The 16533-nt window shown below is 41.6% G+C and carries 11 protein-coding genes and 2 tRNA genes; 10 read left to right on the top strand and 3 right to left on the bottom strand.

Annotation, left to right across the window (positions count from 1 at the left end):
- Positions 1 to 3: 3 nt before the first annotated feature.
- Complete coding sequence (locus tag bhn_RS00665) at positions 4 to 894, bottom strand: putative manganese transporter (protein WP_071177370.1); 891 nt, start codon at positions 892 to 894, stop codon at positions 4 to 6.
- Positions 895 to 968: 74 nt separating this feature from the next.
- Positions 969 to 1039, bottom strand: a tRNA-Gly gene (locus tag bhn_RS00670).
- 155 nt (positions 1040 to 1194) lie between these two features.
- On the opposite strand from bhn_RS00670, the gene sufC reads away from it, so the two are divergent.
- From sufC to sufU, 5 genes are read left to right on the top strand one after another with little or no spacing between them, the layout of a single operon-like run.
- Positions 1195 to 1956, top strand: a complete 762-nt coding sequence (sufC, locus tag bhn_RS00675; protein ID WP_071174904.1) for a Fe-S cluster assembly ATPase SufC — start codon at positions 1195 to 1197, stop codon at positions 1954 to 1956.
- Positions 1957 to 1970: 14 nt separating this feature from the next.
- Positions 1971 to 3389 (top strand): Fe-S cluster assembly protein SufB, encoded by a 1419-nt coding sequence (gene sufB, locus bhn_RS00680; protein WP_071174905.1) that lies wholly within the window; start codon positions 1971 to 1973, stop codon positions 3387 to 3389.
- A gap of 12 nt (positions 3390 to 3401) precedes the next feature.
- A complete protein-coding gene (locus bhn_RS00685; protein ID WP_071174906.1) occupies positions 3402 to 4571 on the top strand; it encodes a SufB/SufD family protein in 1170 nt (389 codons plus the stop codon).
- A 19-nt stretch (positions 4572 to 4590) separates the two neighbouring features.
- Positions 4591 to 5811, top strand: a complete 1221-nt coding sequence (locus bhn_RS00690) for an aminotransferase class V-fold PLP-dependent enzyme (protein ID WP_071174907.1) — start codon at positions 4591 to 4593, stop codon at positions 5809 to 5811.
- Positions 5801 to 6244, top strand: a complete 444-nt coding sequence (sufU, locus tag bhn_RS00695; protein ID WP_071174908.1) for a Fe-S cluster assembly sulfur transfer protein SufU — start codon at positions 5801 to 5803, stop codon at positions 6242 to 6244. Before bhn_RS00690 ends, sufU begins: the two co-directional genes overlap by 11 nt.
- Positions 6245 to 6464: 220 nt before the next feature.
- Here sufU and bhn_RS00700 read toward each other — a convergent pair.
- A tRNA-Lys gene (locus bhn_RS00700) sits at positions 6465 to 6537 on the bottom strand.
- Positions 6538 to 6719: 182 nt separating this feature from the next.
- Here bhn_RS00700 and bhn_RS00705 point away from each other — a divergent pair.
- From bhn_RS00705 to bhn_RS00725, 5 genes are all read left to right on the top strand, one after another.
- Positions 6720 to 7496 carry a TatD family hydrolase gene (locus bhn_RS00705; protein ID WP_071174909.1) on the top strand — a complete coding sequence of 259 codons (777 nt, stop codon included), beginning with the start codon at positions 6720 to 6722 and terminating at the stop codon, positions 7494 to 7496.
- On the top strand, positions 7497 to 8357 hold the full coding sequence (gene rsmA, locus bhn_RS00710) for a 16S rRNA (adenine(1518)-N(6)/adenine(1519)-N(6))-dimethyltransferase RsmA (protein WP_071174910.1): 861 nt from the start codon (positions 7497 to 7499) through the stop codon (positions 8355 to 8357).
- A gap of 59 nt (positions 8358 to 8416) precedes the next feature.
- Positions 8417 to 11272, top strand: coding sequence for a tetratricopeptide repeat protein (locus bhn_RS00715; RefSeq protein ID WP_071174911.1), 2856 nt, complete (start codon positions 8417 to 8419; stop codon positions 11270 to 11272).
- A 31-nt stretch (positions 11273 to 11303) separates the two neighbouring features.
- Positions 11304 to 13295 carry a 1,4-alpha-glucan branching protein GlgB gene (gene glgB, locus bhn_RS00720; RefSeq protein ID WP_083385594.1) on the top strand — a complete coding sequence of 664 codons (1992 nt, stop codon included), beginning with the start codon at positions 11304 to 11306 and terminating at the stop codon, positions 13293 to 13295.
- Positions 13296 to 13385: 90 nt separating this feature from the next.
- Positions 13386 to 16508, top strand: coding sequence for a DUF6240 domain-containing protein (locus bhn_RS00725; protein ID WP_071174912.1), 3123 nt, complete (start codon positions 13386 to 13388; stop codon positions 16506 to 16508).
- Positions 16509 to 16533: the final 25 nt, after the last annotated feature.

Raw genomic sequence — 16533 nt, forward strand, 5'->3', positions numbered from 1 at the left:
CAATTAAAGGCTTATACCAAGCATATCAATCAAAAGACCAGTTACAGTTCCAATAATAAATAAGATAAAAGCTACGTTAATATTTTCCTTCTTATCAGAGTTAACTCTAAAAAGAACAAGAAGACCGATACCAGCGCCAACTAAAAGACCTGACATCATAGTTCCAAGAGTGATCATCTGATCCAGATAAAGCTCTGTGATGATAACAGATGGAGCACAGTTAGGGATAAGTCCTACAATTCCGGCAAGGATGTGGCTTATAACTGGGCTTGTCTTAAGGAGCATTGAAAGGTTATCTTTACCTACGATCTCGATAACAAAGTTAAGAACAAGAGTAAGTATCAGTACAAATACAAAAATGTGGATGGTGTGAACAAGTGCTGATTTTACTATTCCGATAAAACCTGTGTTTTCTTCTTCCTCGCAGTGGCAATGCTCTTTTTCGCAGAGTTCTTCGATCTTTACAGGATCGTTAAGGCTCTTTCCGTGAGTTCTGTGATGCCAGTGAACTATTGCATCAATGATAAATCCATACACAATACCGATCACAGCCTTGAGTACGAGAATATTGACCATAAGTCCTACTGGAACCTGATTTGAGATGAAAAGAGGTATCATCTCATCTGAAGTGGAAAGATAGATCGCAATAAGTGTACCTAATGTAATGACTCTTCCTGCGTAGAGGTTAGAAGCTGCAGCAGAGAATCCGCACTGTGGGAACGCACCGATGAGTCCGCCCCAAAGAGGACCAAAGTGCTCAGTCTTTTGTACTATATTAGAAGTGTATTCCTCAGTCTTGTGTTCGAGATATTCCATAACTAAATAAGTAAAGAAAAGAAATGGAAGTATCTTAACGGAGTCCAAAAGAGCGTCCGCTACTATATCAATTATCATGTTCATAAAACTCCTTTCAGAAATGCAAATGCAAATCATTAGCATTTGAAAAATGGACAAAAAAAATATCAGTAAGCGGGTGATGGGAATCGAACCCACGTATCTAGCTTGGAAGGCTAGTGTTCTACCATTGAACTACACCCGCATGGTGCTGACAAGAATGTATTGTACTTAAGTTTGTATGGTATGTCAAGTGGTTTTGTGATAAACTTTACCTTGTTTGTCATTTGACATGGCATTTTTGGAGTGTTAAGATGAATCCTACTAAGTTAGTAGGAATTAGAAAGGAAATATATCATTATGTCAGATCAGTCTTTATTACAAGTAAAGGATTTATCAGTATCAATAGATAATGAGCTTCCTATATTACATAAAATTAACTTGGATATTAAGCCAGGGGAGACTCATGTACTTATGGGACCTAACGGTGCTGGTAAGTCAACACTCGGTTATACACTTATGGGTAACCCACATTATCAGGTTACAGATGGAAGTATCGTATTTGAAGGAGAGGACATAACTCATGCTTCAGCAGACAAGAGAGCCAAAGCAGGAATGTTCCTTTCATTCCAGAATCCATTAGAAGTTCCGGGAATTTCACTTGGAAGCTTTATCAGAAATGCATACCATGCTCAGACAGGCGCACCTGTTAAGCTTTTAGCTTTCCAGAAGTCACTTAAGGCTGCTATGGAGCTTCTTTCTATGGATGAGTCATATGCAGACAGAGACCTTAATGTAGGATTCTCTGGTGGTGAGAAAAAGAAGGCTGAGATTCTTCAGCTTCTTATGCTTAACCCTAAGCTTGCAATCCTTGATGAGACAGACTCTGGACTTGATGTAGATGCTGTTCGTACAGTATCAAAGGGTATTGAAGAGTATCAGAAAAAGAAGGATGGAGCACTTCTCATCATCACTCATAGCACAAAGATCTTAGAATCACTTCATGTAGACTATACCCATGTATTAGTTAAGGGAAATATTGTTCATACAGGTGATGGAACTCTTGTTGATGAGATCAATGAACACGGATTTGAGAGATTTGTTTCAGAATTAGGTAACTGATTAAGAGGATAGATATGAGCGATAACAAGCAGGTTGTTGCGGATATCAACCGCAGCATATACGACTTTAAAGATGTAGAAAATGAAAAAGATTTCTATCGTCTGGAAGAGGGACTAACTGAAGAAACAGTATTAAAGGTTTCTGAGGAAAAGAACGATCCTGACTGGATGAGAGAATTTAGATTAAAATGTCTAAAGCTTTATAACGAGATCAAGTTCCCTGACTGGGGGCCAGATATAGATGGCCTTGATATGGACAAGATCTCTTCTTATGTAAGACACAAGTCAGATATGAAGGGCAAGTGGGAAGATGTTCCTGAAGATATCAAGAATACTTTCGAAAAACTCGGAATCCCACAGGCGGAGAGAGAATCTCTGGCGGGTGTTGGTGCACAGTATGATTCAGAGCTTGTATATCACAACGTCAAAGATGAAGTTGCAGCTCAGGGCGTAATCTATACAGACTTAGAGTCAGCTCTTCACGGCGAATACGCTGATATGATCAAAGATCATTTTATGAAACTGGTTCCACCTACAGACCACAAGTTTGCGGCTCTTCATGGAGCAGTATGGTCAGGTGGTTCATTTGTGTACGTTCCAAAGGGAGTTAAGGTAGATATCCCGCTTCAGTCATACTTTAGATTGAATGCTGCCGGAGCAGGACAGTTTGAGCACACACTTATTATAGTAGACGAAGGAGCAGATCTTCATTTCATAGAAGGATGTTCTGCACCTAAATATAATGTAGCGAATCTTCACGCTGGTTGCGTAGAGCTTTACGTTGGCAAGGGAGCAAGACTTCGTTACTCAACTATTGAGAACTGGTCCAAAAACATGTACAACCTCAACACTAAGAGAGCGCTTGTTGAGGAGAACGGTATCATGGAATGGGTATCAGGTTCTTTTGGTTCACATACATCATACCTTTATCCTATGACAATCCTTAAGGGTGACCACTCCAAGACAGAGTTTACTGGTATCACTTTTGCTGGTCAGGGACAGAACCTTGATACAGGTGCCAAGATTGTTCATCAGGGCAAATACACATCATCTTCTATTTCAACAAAATCTATTTCCAAGGATGGCGGAATCGGAACTTACAGAAGTAGCGTAGTTATCCAGAACACAGCCAAGAAGGCAAAGGCATCTGTTTCTTGCGATTCACTTATGCTTGATAGCATTTCAAGAGCAGATACAATTCCTGGAATGGACATCAGAACAGATGATGCAGATGTAGGACACGAAGCAAAGATTGGAAGAATCAGTGATGAAGCGGTATTTTATCTTATGTCTCGTGGCATTAGTGAAGAAGATGCCAAGACAATGATAGTAAGCGGATTTGCGAATCCTGTTTCTAAGGAACTTCCATTAGAATATGCTGTAGAGATGAATAACCTCATCAAGCTTGAGATGAGTGGACATTCAAACGCGTAAGAGAGGTCTACAATGAAAAAAGATTTAGACATGAGAGTAAATGTGCTCCCTGTCCTGACTTACAACTTTTTGCATGTCAATGACAGCAGGATCACAGGCTCAGATATAACAATTGATTCTTTGGAGTGCCCTGAGGTAGGAACAGTTCCAGCTGGAGTATCATTAGATAGAGCAGTATCTTTTGACAAGGCAGGAGACATCTTTAGAGCAAACAAAGATAGAATATTGGTTACTACTGGTGTTCCAGGTGCGCCAAATGCAGATATGTCATATAGAGATAAGGATCAGGCCATCAGAACTGGTATGGGTATCGATGTAGATCAGCTCATGATCAGCACAGGGGCTACAGTAGACGTATACACTGTTGCAGAAGGAACCAAAGTAGCTGAACCTATCGTTCTTAGATATGAAATGAAGGACGGCCAGGGAAGTCTTTCTGGTCAGGTAGTGCATGCTGGAAGGAATTCTGAAGTCACGGTTATCATGACTTACATTTCTGATAAAGAAGCTTCTGGTTTCCACGGTGTCAGCACAAGGCTTCTTGCTGAAGAAGGAGCCAAGATCAACGTAGTAAAGGTACAGCTTCTTGGAGATGGCTTCATGCATCTTGATGATATTGGTGGCGCATGTTTTGCAAAGGGCCAGATTGATGTTGTTTCATTAGAGCTTGGCGCCAAGAAATCCTGGGCTGGATGCTATATCAACCTTGTTGAAGGAGAAGCTGTATTTAACAGCAATATGGGATATCTTTGCAGGCAAGATCATAACCTTGATATCAACTATGTTTCTGATCACAGAGGCAAGAAGACAAACGCAGATATGCAGTTTAAGGGTGTTTTGATGGATGCAGCTCAAAAGACCTTTAGAGGAACTATAGATTTTAAGAACGGAAGTGCAGGGTCTGCTGGAGATGAGCAGGAAGATACACTCCTTCTTAGCCCTGACGTTGTGAACAAGACAATGCCTGTTATTTTGTGCCAGGAGGAAGACGTTGATGGTAGACATGGTGCTACTATCGGTCAGCTTGGCGAAGAGCTTCTATTCTATATGCAGGCTAGAGGTATAGATGAAGAAGAGGCAAAGAAGATCATGATAAAGGCTAGACTTGAGAGCGTGGCTAGGATGATACCTAACCCAGAAATCATGCAGAAAGTTCAGTATTATATTCAGAATATAGTATGATCTGACATTGAGGTGGCAAATGAGTAATTTAGGAGATTTCCGCAAGGATTTTGATCAATTAAATTCTGGCGACTATGTATATTTTGATAATGCGGCTACTTCACAGAGACCTAGGCAGGTTTTAGAGGCGGTAAGCAATTTTTACAAGACAGCTAATGCAAATCCATTAAGAGGCTTGTATGACTGGAGTATGGCAGCTACAGACGCATATGAGAATTCAAGAGCAGTGGTGGCTGATTTTATCGGAGCATCCAGAGCGGAAGAGATAATCTTTACAAGAAATACTACAGAGTCATTAAATCTTGTGGCATATAGCTATGGCCTTGAAAATGTTCATGAGGGAGATGAGATCGTTATCTCCGTTATGGAACATCACAGCAATATGCTTCCATGGCAGATGGTTGCCAAAAAGAACAATGCAAAGCTTGTGTTTATGGAGCCTTTGGAAGATGGCACTATCACAGAGCAGGAGTATAAGTCCAAGATAACAGACAAGACTAAGATCGTGGCTATAGGTCATGTATCTAATGTAATGGGTGTTACTAATCCGGTAAAAGAGATTGCTGAGTACGCTCACTCAAAGGGCGCGATTGTTGTAGTAGATGGTGCTCAGTCAGCACCTCATATGAAAGTTGATGTTAAGGACCTTGGAGCAGACTTTTTTGCCCTTTCTGGACACAAAATGCTTGCTCCTATGGGAATAGGTGCCTTGTATGGCAGATATGAGCTTTTGGAGCAAATGCAGCCATTTTTAAGAGGCGGTGAGATGATCGAGTATGTAACAAGAGAAGATGCTACATACGCTGAAATTCCTCACAAATTTGAAGCTGGTACAGTAAATGCTGGTGACGCTGTTGGTCTTGCAGAAGCTATCAAATATATCCAAAACGTTGGATTTGATGCTATAGAGGCTCAGGAACAGAAACTTACAACAATGTTAATGGAAGGACTGGCTAAGCTTCCATATATTAAAGTATATGGATCAAAAGATCCAAAAAAGCACTGCGGAATAGTTACATTTACAATGGATGGTGTTCATCCTCATGATATGGCTTCAATCCTTAATGACGATCACATCTGTGTTAGAGCAGGACATCACTGCGCTCAGCCGCTTATGCAATTTATAGGGGCTGGTTCAACAGCAAGGGCTAGTGTATACTTTTATAATACAGAGAGTGAAGTTGAAAGATTTTTAGACAAGCTTTCAAAGGTAAGAGAGGTCATGGGATATGGAGCTTAAACAGTTATATAGAGAGATAGTTAATGAACATAACCTTCATCCAGTTCACAAGGGTAAGATGGAGAATCCAGATCTTGTTTTAAGGGGCGTTAATCCAAGTTGCGGTGATGATATTACACTTCAGCTTAAGATTAAAGATGGAGTTATTGTTGAAGGATTATATGATGGAAGTGGATGCGCTATTTCACAGGCTTCTGTTGATATGATGGTAGATCAGATTGTTGGTAAGTCCAAAGAGGATGCAATTAAGCTTGCTGGAACATTTATGGGTATGATCAAGGGAGAAGTAACAGATGAGGAGAGCTTAGAGGCTCTTGATGAGGCTGTGGCACTCCAGGATGTGGCTCATATGCCGGCGAGAGTTAAATGTGCGGTCCTTGGATGGCATACAATGCAGGAAATGTTAGAACACCCTGAAAAAGCGCAGGGATGAGAAAATGAGCTGCGCTGTGGCCATGCAAGATTCGAAATTTGCAGGGCAGATTCCTCGTTTACGCGGCGTTCGCCGCATAAACTAAAATAAAAAGAACATATCTCTTTGATGAGTAAACTCCTCACGAGATATGTTCTTTTATTTTATATTGCGTGGCTCACTTTAACGCGAAAAAAAGTACCATCCCCAAAGGATATACCTTCGAAAACAGTACTCGGCGTGCGCTGCCAGGGTCTCGAACCCTGGACAACCTGATTAAGAGTCAGGTGCTCTACCAACTGAGCTAGCAGCGCATTTGTGTTGTTCGGTTGTCTCCGTGTCTTAACGACAAGTGATATATTACTACGGCTAAAACAGAAATGCAAGCACTTTTTTTAATTTTTTAAAAAAATTAAAATCTTCTGTATTTATGCGGTTTTCACGGCTCTTTTTTTATGGTAAATTAGATAGGTAATACAGTAATTAGGAGAAAAAAATGATTTTTGATACGCATGCTCATTATGATGATGAGCAGTTTGATGAAGATAGAGAAGAACTTCTTGCGTCTATGGAGGGCGCTGGAATCACAAATATAGTAAATGTTGGAGCAAGTTTAGAGACTACAAGAAAGACTTTGGAACTCGCACATAAATATGAATTTATCCATGCTGCAGTTGGTGTTCATCCAAGCGAAGTAGCAGAACTGGATGAAGATAAATTTGAACTTCTTAGAGAATGGAGTCAGGATGGCAGATGTGTAGCCATAGGAGAAATCGGTCTTGATTATCATTGGCCAGAGCCTTCTCCAGAGCTTCAAAAGAAATGGTTTGCGAGACAGCTTCAGCTGGCAAGGCAGCAGAGGCTTCCTGTGATCATTCATTCTAGAGATGCTGCATCGGATACTCTCGAAGTTATGAAAGAGAATCATGCAGAAGAGATCGGAGGAGTAGTTCACTGTTTCTCATATTCGAAAGAGATTGCTAAGATCTGCGTCGATATGGGATTTTATATTGGTATCGGCGGCGTAGTTACTTTTAAGAACGGCAAGAAGATGAAGGAAGTTGTGGAGCAGACTCCTATGGAGCGTATTCTTTTGGAGACGGATTGTCCTTACCTTTCGCCGGAACCAAATAGAGGAAGACGTAATTCATCTCTTAATCTTCCGCTTGTGGTAGATGCTATAGCTGCTATTAAGGGCATTAGCTCAGAAGAGGTGATCAAGATTACAGAAGATAATGCAAAGCGTATGTATGGTCTTTTGATGGAGGGTTAAATGGCATATCTTGGAAATAGTGCACGTACTAAGGAAGTGCTTGCTAAATACAATATGAGTGCCAAAAAGAAGTTCGGACAGAACTTTTTGATAGATAATGGCGTTTTGGAAGGAATAGTAGAAGCTTCAGGAGTGACCAAGGATACCTGCGTACTTGAGATCGGACCAGGTATTGGAACTCTTACACAGTATCTTGCTGAGGCAGCAAAAAGAGTTATTGCAGTTGAAATCGACAAGACACTTATGCCGGTCCTTGCAGATACACTTTCAGAATATGACAATGTCACAGTGATAAATGAAGATGTTTTGAAGGTGGATATAGAATCTATCATCAAGGAATACAATGACAACAAGCCAATTAAGGTTGTTGCCAATCTTCCTTACTACATTACTACACCTATCATCATGAAGCTTTTTGAAAGCGGAGCTCCTATTGAGAGTGTTACAGTAATGGTTCAGAAGGAAGTTGCGGACAGAATGGTCATGGGACCAGGCAATAAGGATTATGGTGCTCTTTCTCTTGCAGTAGGCTTTTATGCTTCTGCTGAGAACGTTATGGATGTTCCACCTAGCAGCTTCATACCGCAGCCAGGAGTTGGATCAGCTGTTGTTCATCTTAAAAAGTATGAGAACAAGCCTGTACAGGTAAAGGATGAAAAGTATCTTTTTGAGATCATCAGGACAGCGTTTAATCAGAGACGCAAAACTTTATCGAATTCACTTTCAAATAATCCAAATTTGAAGGTTTCCAGGGAGCAGGTTCAAGAAGCACTAGTTAAGATGGGGATTGATGAGAAAGCAAGAGGAGAAGTGCTTGCACTTTCACAGTTTGCAGAGCTTTCCGATATTTTACAAAGATAATGGCCTAGTGTTATACTAACACTAGATATTGTAGTTTTAGTATCAAAGAGGTAGATATTTTGGATAAAGTTGAGTACAAGATCAGAGCGGACGAGATAAAAGCTCTGGTGGGGGAAGGCAGTTTTGCCGAAGCGGTCAAGATCGCTGATACAATTGATTGGAAACGTGTTAAGAGCGTGCAGATGCTCTGTATGATAAGTGACTTATACAAGATCAACAGACGTTACGAGGAGAGTAGAGACATTCTTCTCATGGCATATGACAGATTTCCTACAGGAAGGAAGATTGTCTATTCACTGTGTGAACTTGCTATCAAAATGGGGGAGTTCGTTCAGGCAGTTGAGTATTACAAAGAGTTTGTAAGGATTGCGCCACGCGACACAGCAAGATATATCCTTCAGTACAAACTGTATGAGGCTCAGGAAGTTAGTCTTGAAGAGCGTATAGCAGTTCTGGAGGAGTTCAAAAAGCATGATTACAAAGAAAAATGGGTATATGAACTAGCTTACTTGTATCATCGCGTAGGTCTCACTACTGAGTGTATTGAAACTTGCGATGAGCTTTTCTTGTGGCTTGGTGACGGCAATTATGTTATGAAGGCTCTTGAACTCAAGGCTCTTCACGAACCTCTTTCTCCTGAGCAGCAGGACAGATATATCAGATATAAGCAGAACCATGGCGGATTCATAGATAAGAGCATCATCGTAGACAAGGATGAAGTTGGAACCGATGAGCCTAGAACAGTAGAGATCAAGCAGCCTACCAAGGAGATGCCTCCTGTAACTGATGAGGTGATCCAGGAGTACAATAATGGCACATATCAGCCAGAGCAGGAGCCTGCTTATGATACACTTCCTACGGATCAGCCTACCCGCGAAATGGACAGGATAGTTTATCCACATATCAGCGAGATAAAAGAGCCATCAGTAGACGTAAGTGATTACAACACAATGAACCTTCAGGAAGCCCTTGCAGAGAACTTAAAAGCAGTAATAGGTGACGATACAGAAGGTGATCTTAGATCATATGAGCCTGTTACAGGACAGGAGACAAGTCCTTCAAGCCCTGTACAGCCTATTACCGCAGAGATATTTGAGGATGATCAGGATATTCCTGCAGAGGCAGATCAGGATGACTTCGAGCAGACATCAACTGGAATGGAGGAGCTGTTCTTTGACACACAGACGAATGTATCAGCAGATCAGGAAAAGACAGATGATGTAGATAAGAAAGAGGCCGTAGAAGAAGTCATAGATGATCTTCCAGAAGATGAAGAAGAGGAAGCTGAGCCGGAGCTTGGAATAGATATCAAGTATGGCGGCAACGGCCCTATTCTGGGTGAGGAAAAGACATCCCTTCATCAGCCGGTTTATGAAGAAAAGCCATTAGAGGATGAGGTTCCTGGAGCAGTCATTCATCCAAATGCTGCATATCAGATGCCTAGCCATTTTGATAATTATCTTTCTCAGGAATACGACGGCCAGATCAGTATGGCTGTGGAGCCTGAGCCAGAAGTTGAGAAACAGATAACTGGTCAGATCAGCATTTCAGAGTACATGCAGAACTGGGAAGACTTCAAAAAGAACCAGCAGGAGAAACAGCTTCAGCGCGTGAAGATGCTGGTTGCTGAGGAGACTGGAGATCTTTTTGCTGATTATGATGAAAAGACTAAGGCTGGTCTTCAGGAGAAGCTTGAGAAAGCAATCTCAGAGGCCCTCAAGAAGGAAAGACACGACAAAGCTTCAGGAAGAGGTGACTGGTCCAAGAATAACGAAGATGTTATTGATGAAGCAGTTGACGGAGTCATCAAGAATGAAGATATAGATACAACAGAAGTTCCAGAAACTTCAGAGGAAGAGCCAGAAGAAACCGATGTTGAAGAGACTAAGGAAGCTGTGGCTGCAACTGAGGAAGTAGCAGAAGCTTCTAGCGAAGAGGCTGAAGAGTCTTCTGAGGAAGGAAAAGAATCAGAAGAAGCCGACGAGTCTGATGAAGAAGTTTCAGAAGACAAGGCTAAAGAAGGTTCTTCTAAGGCTGAGGAAAAGAAAGAGCCTGAAAAGAAAGAAGCTTCCGACAAGGAGGCAGACAAAAAATCCGATAAAAAGCCTGAGAAGAAGCATGACAAGGGCAAGAGACATATTGGAAACAGAGAGATCGAAGAGCGCGTAAGAACTATGACTCCAGAGGAGAAGCAGCTCTTTGGACCATACATCCACCACAAAAAGTCCAGAAGGCAGATCATCAACGCAATTGATAATCTTAGTATGGACGCATTTAGTGGAAACGCTATCGTAACTGGAGAGGAAGGCGCTGGAACAGTAAACCTTGCTAAAGGCCTTATCAAGGCTGTTCAGGCATCTGATTCGAACTTCAGCGGTAAAGTAGCTAAGATCACAGCCAATACTCTTAACAAGAAGAGCACATCTACAATTTTTGAGAAGCTTGCAAATGGCGCTCTTATCATTCAGAGGGCAGCAGATCTTACTCCAGAAACAGTTGGAGAACTCCTTAAGATCCTTCAGGAGGAGAATAAGGGACTTATCATCGTTATGGAAGATACCAAGGAAGATATGAACAGATTCCTTGATAAGAATCCATCTCTTAAGCAGAGCTTTAATGTAAGAGTAGATATTGAGGCTCTTGATGATGATTCACTTGTTGCTTACGCCAAGCAGTACGCATTAGAAAAAGAATATGCTATAGATAACTTAGGTATCTTGGCATTGCATACCAGAATTTCAGAAAGACAGACACTAGATCATGAAGTGACTGTTTCAGAGGTCAAGGATATCATAGACGATGCGATCTATTATGCAGAGAAGCGCACAGTAGCTCATTTTATTGATGTTATCGTCAACAAGAGATACGACGAGAACGATATGGTTATCCTCAGAGAAAAAGATTTTATGCACTGATTACAAATTATAAGCGAGGGGGCTTTGTAGTATGGGGCAAAAAGTATTTATATCTGAAGCAGATGAGTACCTATTCGGACAAGGAACACATTACGAGATCTACGAAAAATTAGGAGCACACCCTTCTGAAGAGAACGGCAAAAAAGGATATTTCTTTGCAGTATGGGCGCCAAATGCTGCTGATGTCCATGTTATTGGCTCTTTTAACAACTGGGATGAGACTGCTCACCAGCTCAAAAGAACTAAGACAGGAAATATATGGACTGGCTTTGTTCCTGGAGTTGGAATAGGGCAGCTATATAAATATCTCATTACTACACCAGAGGGTAAAAAGCTTTACAAGGCTGACCCTTATGCAAACTTTGCAGAACTACGACCAGGAAATGCATCAAGAACAACTGACCTTTCAGGCTTTAAGTGGACTGACTCCAAGTGGTATGAGAGCATCAAAGGAAAAGAGATCACTCGTCAGCCACTTGCTATCTACGAATGTCACATTGGTTCCTGGATGAAACATCCGGATGGAACAGAGGACGGATTCTATACCTACAGGCAGTTTGCTGATAGGATAGTCGAGTACCTCAAAGAAATGAAGTACACCCATGTTGAGCTTATAGGAATTGCAGAGCATCCTTTTGATGGTTCATGGGGCTATCAGGTTACAGGGTACTATGCTCCAACTGCAAGATATGGAGAGCCTTCTGATTTTATGTATCTTGTGAACAAGCTTCACAAGAACAATATTGGTGTTATCCTTGACTGGGTACCAGCCCACTTTGCTACAGATGAATTTGGCCTTGCATGTTTTGATGGACAGTGTATATACGAGCATCCAGACCCAAGGAAGGGAGAGCATCCTGACTGGGGAACCAAGATCTTCAATTTGGAAAAGCCAGAGGTCAAGAACTTCCTAATTGCAAATGCTCTTTTCTGGATCAGAAAGTTCCATGTGGACGGACTTAGAGTAGACGCTGTGGCATCGATGCTCTACCTTGATTATGGCAAGAAGGACGGCCAGTGGATACCAAATAAGTATGGTGAGAATAAGAACCTTGAAGCTATCGAGTTCTTTAAACATTTAAATTCAGTAGTCAGAGGAACATATCCGGAAGTTCTGACTATTGCCGAAGAGTCTACAGCGTGGCCAAAGGTTACAGCTCCTCCAGAAGAAGGAGGACTTGGCTTTGCCTACAAGTGGAATATGGGCTGGATGCATGATTTTTGCGAGTACATGAAGCTGGATCCATATTTTAGACAGGGCGCGCACTACATGATGACCTTTGCTATGAGCTATAACAGCTCAGAAAAGTATATTCTGCCGCTGTCTCATGATGAAGTAGTTCATCTTAAATGCTCAATGGTTGAGAAGATGCCAGGCTATAAGGTTGATAAGTACGCAAACCTAAGAGTTGGCTATACATATATGTTTGGTCATTCAGGAAAAAAGCTCTTGTTCATGGGACAGGACTTTGGCCAGGAGAGAGAATGGAGCGAGAAGAGAGAGCTTGACTGGTACCTTCTGGAAAATGAACTAAACAGAGGAATGAAGGACTACGTAGGAGAGCTCCTTAAGATCTATAGAAAATATCCTGCCCTTTATGAAGTAGATGACGACTGGGGCGGATTTGAGTGGATAAACGCTGATGACAAGGAGCGAAGCACCTATAGCTTCTATCGCAGAGCTATTGATGGCAGAGATAACATTCTTTTTGTGCTCAATATGACTCCTGTTGAAAGAAAGGGCTTTATGGTGGGTGTTCCTTTTGCCGGAACATATACCAAGATTCTTGATAGCGCTGAAAAGAAATACGGCGGAGTTGGCAGTAATGTGGAGACCAAGATAGAAGCAGTAGCTGGCCTTTGCGATTACAAGGATTACAGCATAACTCTTGACCTTCCTCCTTATGGAGCAGAGGTGTTTGTATTCCAAAATCCAGAACTGGAGCCTGTAAAAAAGACGACTGCCAGGAAAACCACGAAGAAAGCCACAACAAAAACAACAAAGACAACTAAGAAAAAATAAGTCTTAAGAATTTATGACCATGTGCCGAAATAGAAGGTGACGGAATAAACCGTCACCTTTTTTCGTGTAGATTTCTTTAGCGAGGCGCAGATGAATATAACTTTTCAAAACATTACAGACCAGCGCGCTGAAAAGAAACCGTTCATAAACGGCATGGAAGCAGAAAATAGAACAGGTTTAAGTGCTGGAAGAACAGAAAAGACTGGTGGAAGCGCATATGCAGTACAGTTAGATTCAAGTCTTTTTAGTGACGACGCATATGCAAAAAATGCAAAGAGCATTGATGACATCAGCAACATGGCAGAAAACACGGATGTTTTGAATAGACATAATTTTATGGCTCTTTTATCAAATACCATGTCAGGGGAGGATTACGCAAAGGCCCTTGAGGATGGATTTGATCTTAAAAATCTAAATAGTGCAGAGACAGTCACCATAGTAGATAGGATCAAGAGCGCCCTCCTGCAGGCTGGCGTCGAGGTTGTGGGCTACAATGATGACATGAGTCTTGATAAGCTTACCAAGATCTTTGGAAACAAAGGTTTTGCTTCTGCGCTCAAAAGCAGTTTTTCTGAAAATGACATTCCATTAACAGAAGAAAACATAACAGATGCCAAGGTTGCCTATGAGGAGGTTTCTCAGATGGAGAACCTTGATGATAGTGCGGTCAAATACCTGGTGCTGAACAATAAGTCAGCTACAATTGGCAATGTATATTTGGCTCAGCACAGTACAAATGGCCAGAATGCATCTGGAAGAGGCTTCTATGCTCAGGATATGAGCGGATATTACGCTCAGAAATCAGACAGTTACGATTGGGAGCAGCTTCGCCCCCAGCTTGAAAAGGTAGCAAACGAAGCTGGGCTTTCTGCAGAGGATGACCATGTTATTGATATGGCTAAGTGGACAGTAATGCAGGGCATTCCACTTACTGCTGAGAATTTAGATCGTGTGATCGAGCTTAAAGAGATTTCTTTTCCTATAAAGGATGAAAAACTTGCAAGCGTTATAACATCAGCAATAGCAGATGGAAAGAGCGCTGTAGAAGGCAATATTATAGATCCGACAAGTAATATGAGCAGAGCTATTGAGATTGCAGATAAAACAGCAAAGCTTTCAGATACGTCAGTAGACAAGGTTCTTTCACAGGGAAAAGAAGTTAATCTTAAGAATTTATTTGAAGCTGAGTATTCTTCAGTCTCTGTAAATGCAGCTTACTATGATACTGCGGCATCCCAGACAGCAAGGCTCCAACTTGAAGAAGTAAGGCTTAAGATGACAGTAGAAGCAAATAAGCAGCTTCTAGATAGTGGATTTTCTATAGACACAGCGCCTATGGAGCAGCTCATTGAGAGACTTAAGAGCATTCTTGGGCAGCAGGCTGATGAGGCAGCAGGTCAGGCAGTTGATGAGCATACCCATGTTACGGGGGTTAGCTCAAAGGCAATCTTTGAGATGTCTCTTTCTAGGATCTCGATCATCAGGACAGCTCCAGCAGATCTTGTTGGCAAGATGTCTTCTGAGTTTGAGACTGCAACACTTGGAAAGATAAGTGAAGAAGCAGCAAAGCTCACAATGAAGTTCAAGGCAGCAAGCCAAGGATATGAAGAGCTTATGACAGCCCCACGAGCCGACCTTGGAGACAGCATCAAAAAAGCCTTTAGAAATGTTGATGATATATTGCAGGATCTGGGCAAAGAGTTAAATGATGAGAACAGAAGAGCAGTCCGGATCCTTGGATATAACATCATGGAAATAAACGAAGAGAACTTTGAAAAGGTAAGATCCTGGGATCAGAAGCTTAAGTCCACAATAGAGAGACTAAAACCGGGAGCAGTTCTTGATCTTATAAGAGATGGCAAGAATCCTCTTGGAATGACTATAGAAGAACTTGGAAAAAGTCTTGATGAGAATCTCATGGGAGGGAACAACGATTCTTCTGGTGGAAATAGTAAATCTGATGAGAAGTATGCGAAGTTCCTTTATAAGCTTGAGAAAAAAGGTAATATTACAGAGGCAGAAAAGCAGTCATTTATCGGCATATACAGACTTTTTCATACCATCAAAGCAACAGATTATCAGGCTATTGGATCACTTCTTAAGACAGATCAGGATATGACTTTGGGAAATCTTTTGAAGGCAACAAGAACTCAGAAGACTTCAAAAAGAGGCTTGGATTTCACTGTTGATGATGATTTTGGAGGTTTATCAGCAGGACAATCTGGAATAAAAATTGATGAACAGATAAATTCAGCCTTCAGGTTTTATAGTGCACAAGCCGATATAGTATATGAGAACCTTGAACCTGAGAAGTTAGCCAAGGCAGCACCTAAGAATGAGACTCTTTTACCAGACCTTGCAAATGCGCTCAGTCAGGCTGAGATTGATAAAGAGCTTGAAAGAAAGTATAGCGATGAGCAGCTAAAAGATATCAGAGAGACAGTAGCATCCAGGCTTACAGAAAGTACTCTTGATGAGATGGATGCACTTGATATGGAGCTCACCTACAACAATCTTGAAGCCATGATCGCTAACAGGCGAGACAGAAAGAGCGGCAAAATCTGGGAAAAGGCAACTGACTATGATGAAAAGGCTGACGAGATCCAGGATAAGCTCACTTCACTTCTTGGAGAAGAAGGCTATGAAGAAGAGTATCAGAAACAGGTACTTTCTCTGAGAGATCAGCTTTCCGAAGAAATACTTAATCCGGAAAACAGTTTCATTGATGTAAGGGCAATAAAACTCATGCAGAAGCAGTTGTCCGTAATGAGCGGAAATGCTGAAAGAGGAAGCTTTGAGATCCCAGTAGAAGTAGAAGGAACCAAGGTTTCAATGCATGTCACTTTGCGAAGTGACAACAGCAATATCACAAGGATGGACGCAAGTATTCAGACCTATGAGTATGGACTTATTACAGCAAGTCTTTACGAAAAGGGAGGCGTGATAAACGGAATGCTCACTACAACAAGTGCAGAAAACGCCGAAGAATCTGAATATCTTGAAGGAATCAGGCAGAAAATGTGTGATAATCTTGCGAATATGATAAAGGATATAGGTGTAGACCAGAATATGATCAGTATCCTCTATCACGCACAGAGTAAACCTACAGGAGTAGGCACGGGAATTGCCAGAGCCATGGATGGCGGACAGAACAACAACACAGATACAACTACTTTGCTAAAAATGGCAAAAGCATTTATCGAAGCTCTCTAAGGGTGGCAGATACGTGCAGAAACGA

Origin of the sequence: Butyrivibrio hungatei (assembly GCF_001858005.1) — a bacterium.
GTDB lineage: Bacteria > Bacillota > Clostridia > Lachnospirales > Lachnospiraceae > Butyrivibrio > Butyrivibrio hungatei.

Coding starts and splice junctions, on each gene's coding strand:
- bhn_RS00665 (WP_071177370.1), bottom strand. CDS start 894: ATGATAATTGATATAGTAGCGGACGCTCTTTTGGACTCCGTTAAGATA.
- sufC (WP_071174904.1), top strand. CDS start 1,195: ATGTCAGATCAGTCTTTATTACAAGTAAAGGATTTATCAGTATCAATA.
- sufB (WP_071174905.1), top strand. CDS start 1,971: ATGAGCGATAACAAGCAGGTTGTTGCGGATATCAACCGCAGCATATAC.
- bhn_RS00685 (WP_071174906.1), top strand. CDS start 3,402: ATGAAAAAAGATTTAGACATGAGAGTAAATGTGCTCCCTGTCCTGACT.
- bhn_RS00690 (WP_071174907.1), top strand. CDS start 4,591: ATGAGTAATTTAGGAGATTTCCGCAAGGATTTTGATCAATTAAATTCT.
- sufU (WP_071174908.1), top strand. CDS start 5,801: ATGGAGCTTAAACAGTTATATAGAGAGATAGTTAATGAACATAACCTT.
- bhn_RS00705 (WP_071174909.1), top strand. CDS start 6,720: ATGATTTTTGATACGCATGCTCATTATGATGATGAGCAGTTTGATGAA.
- rsmA (WP_071174910.1), top strand. CDS start 7,497: ATGGCATATCTTGGAAATAGTGCACGTACTAAGGAAGTGCTTGCTAAA.
- glgB (WP_083385594.1), top strand. CDS start 11,304: ATGGGGCAAAAAGTATTTATATCTGAAGCAGATGAGTACCTATTCGGA.
- bhn_RS00725 (WP_071174912.1), top strand. CDS start 13,386: ATGAATATAACTTTTCAAAACATTACAGACCAGCGCGCTGAAAAGAAA.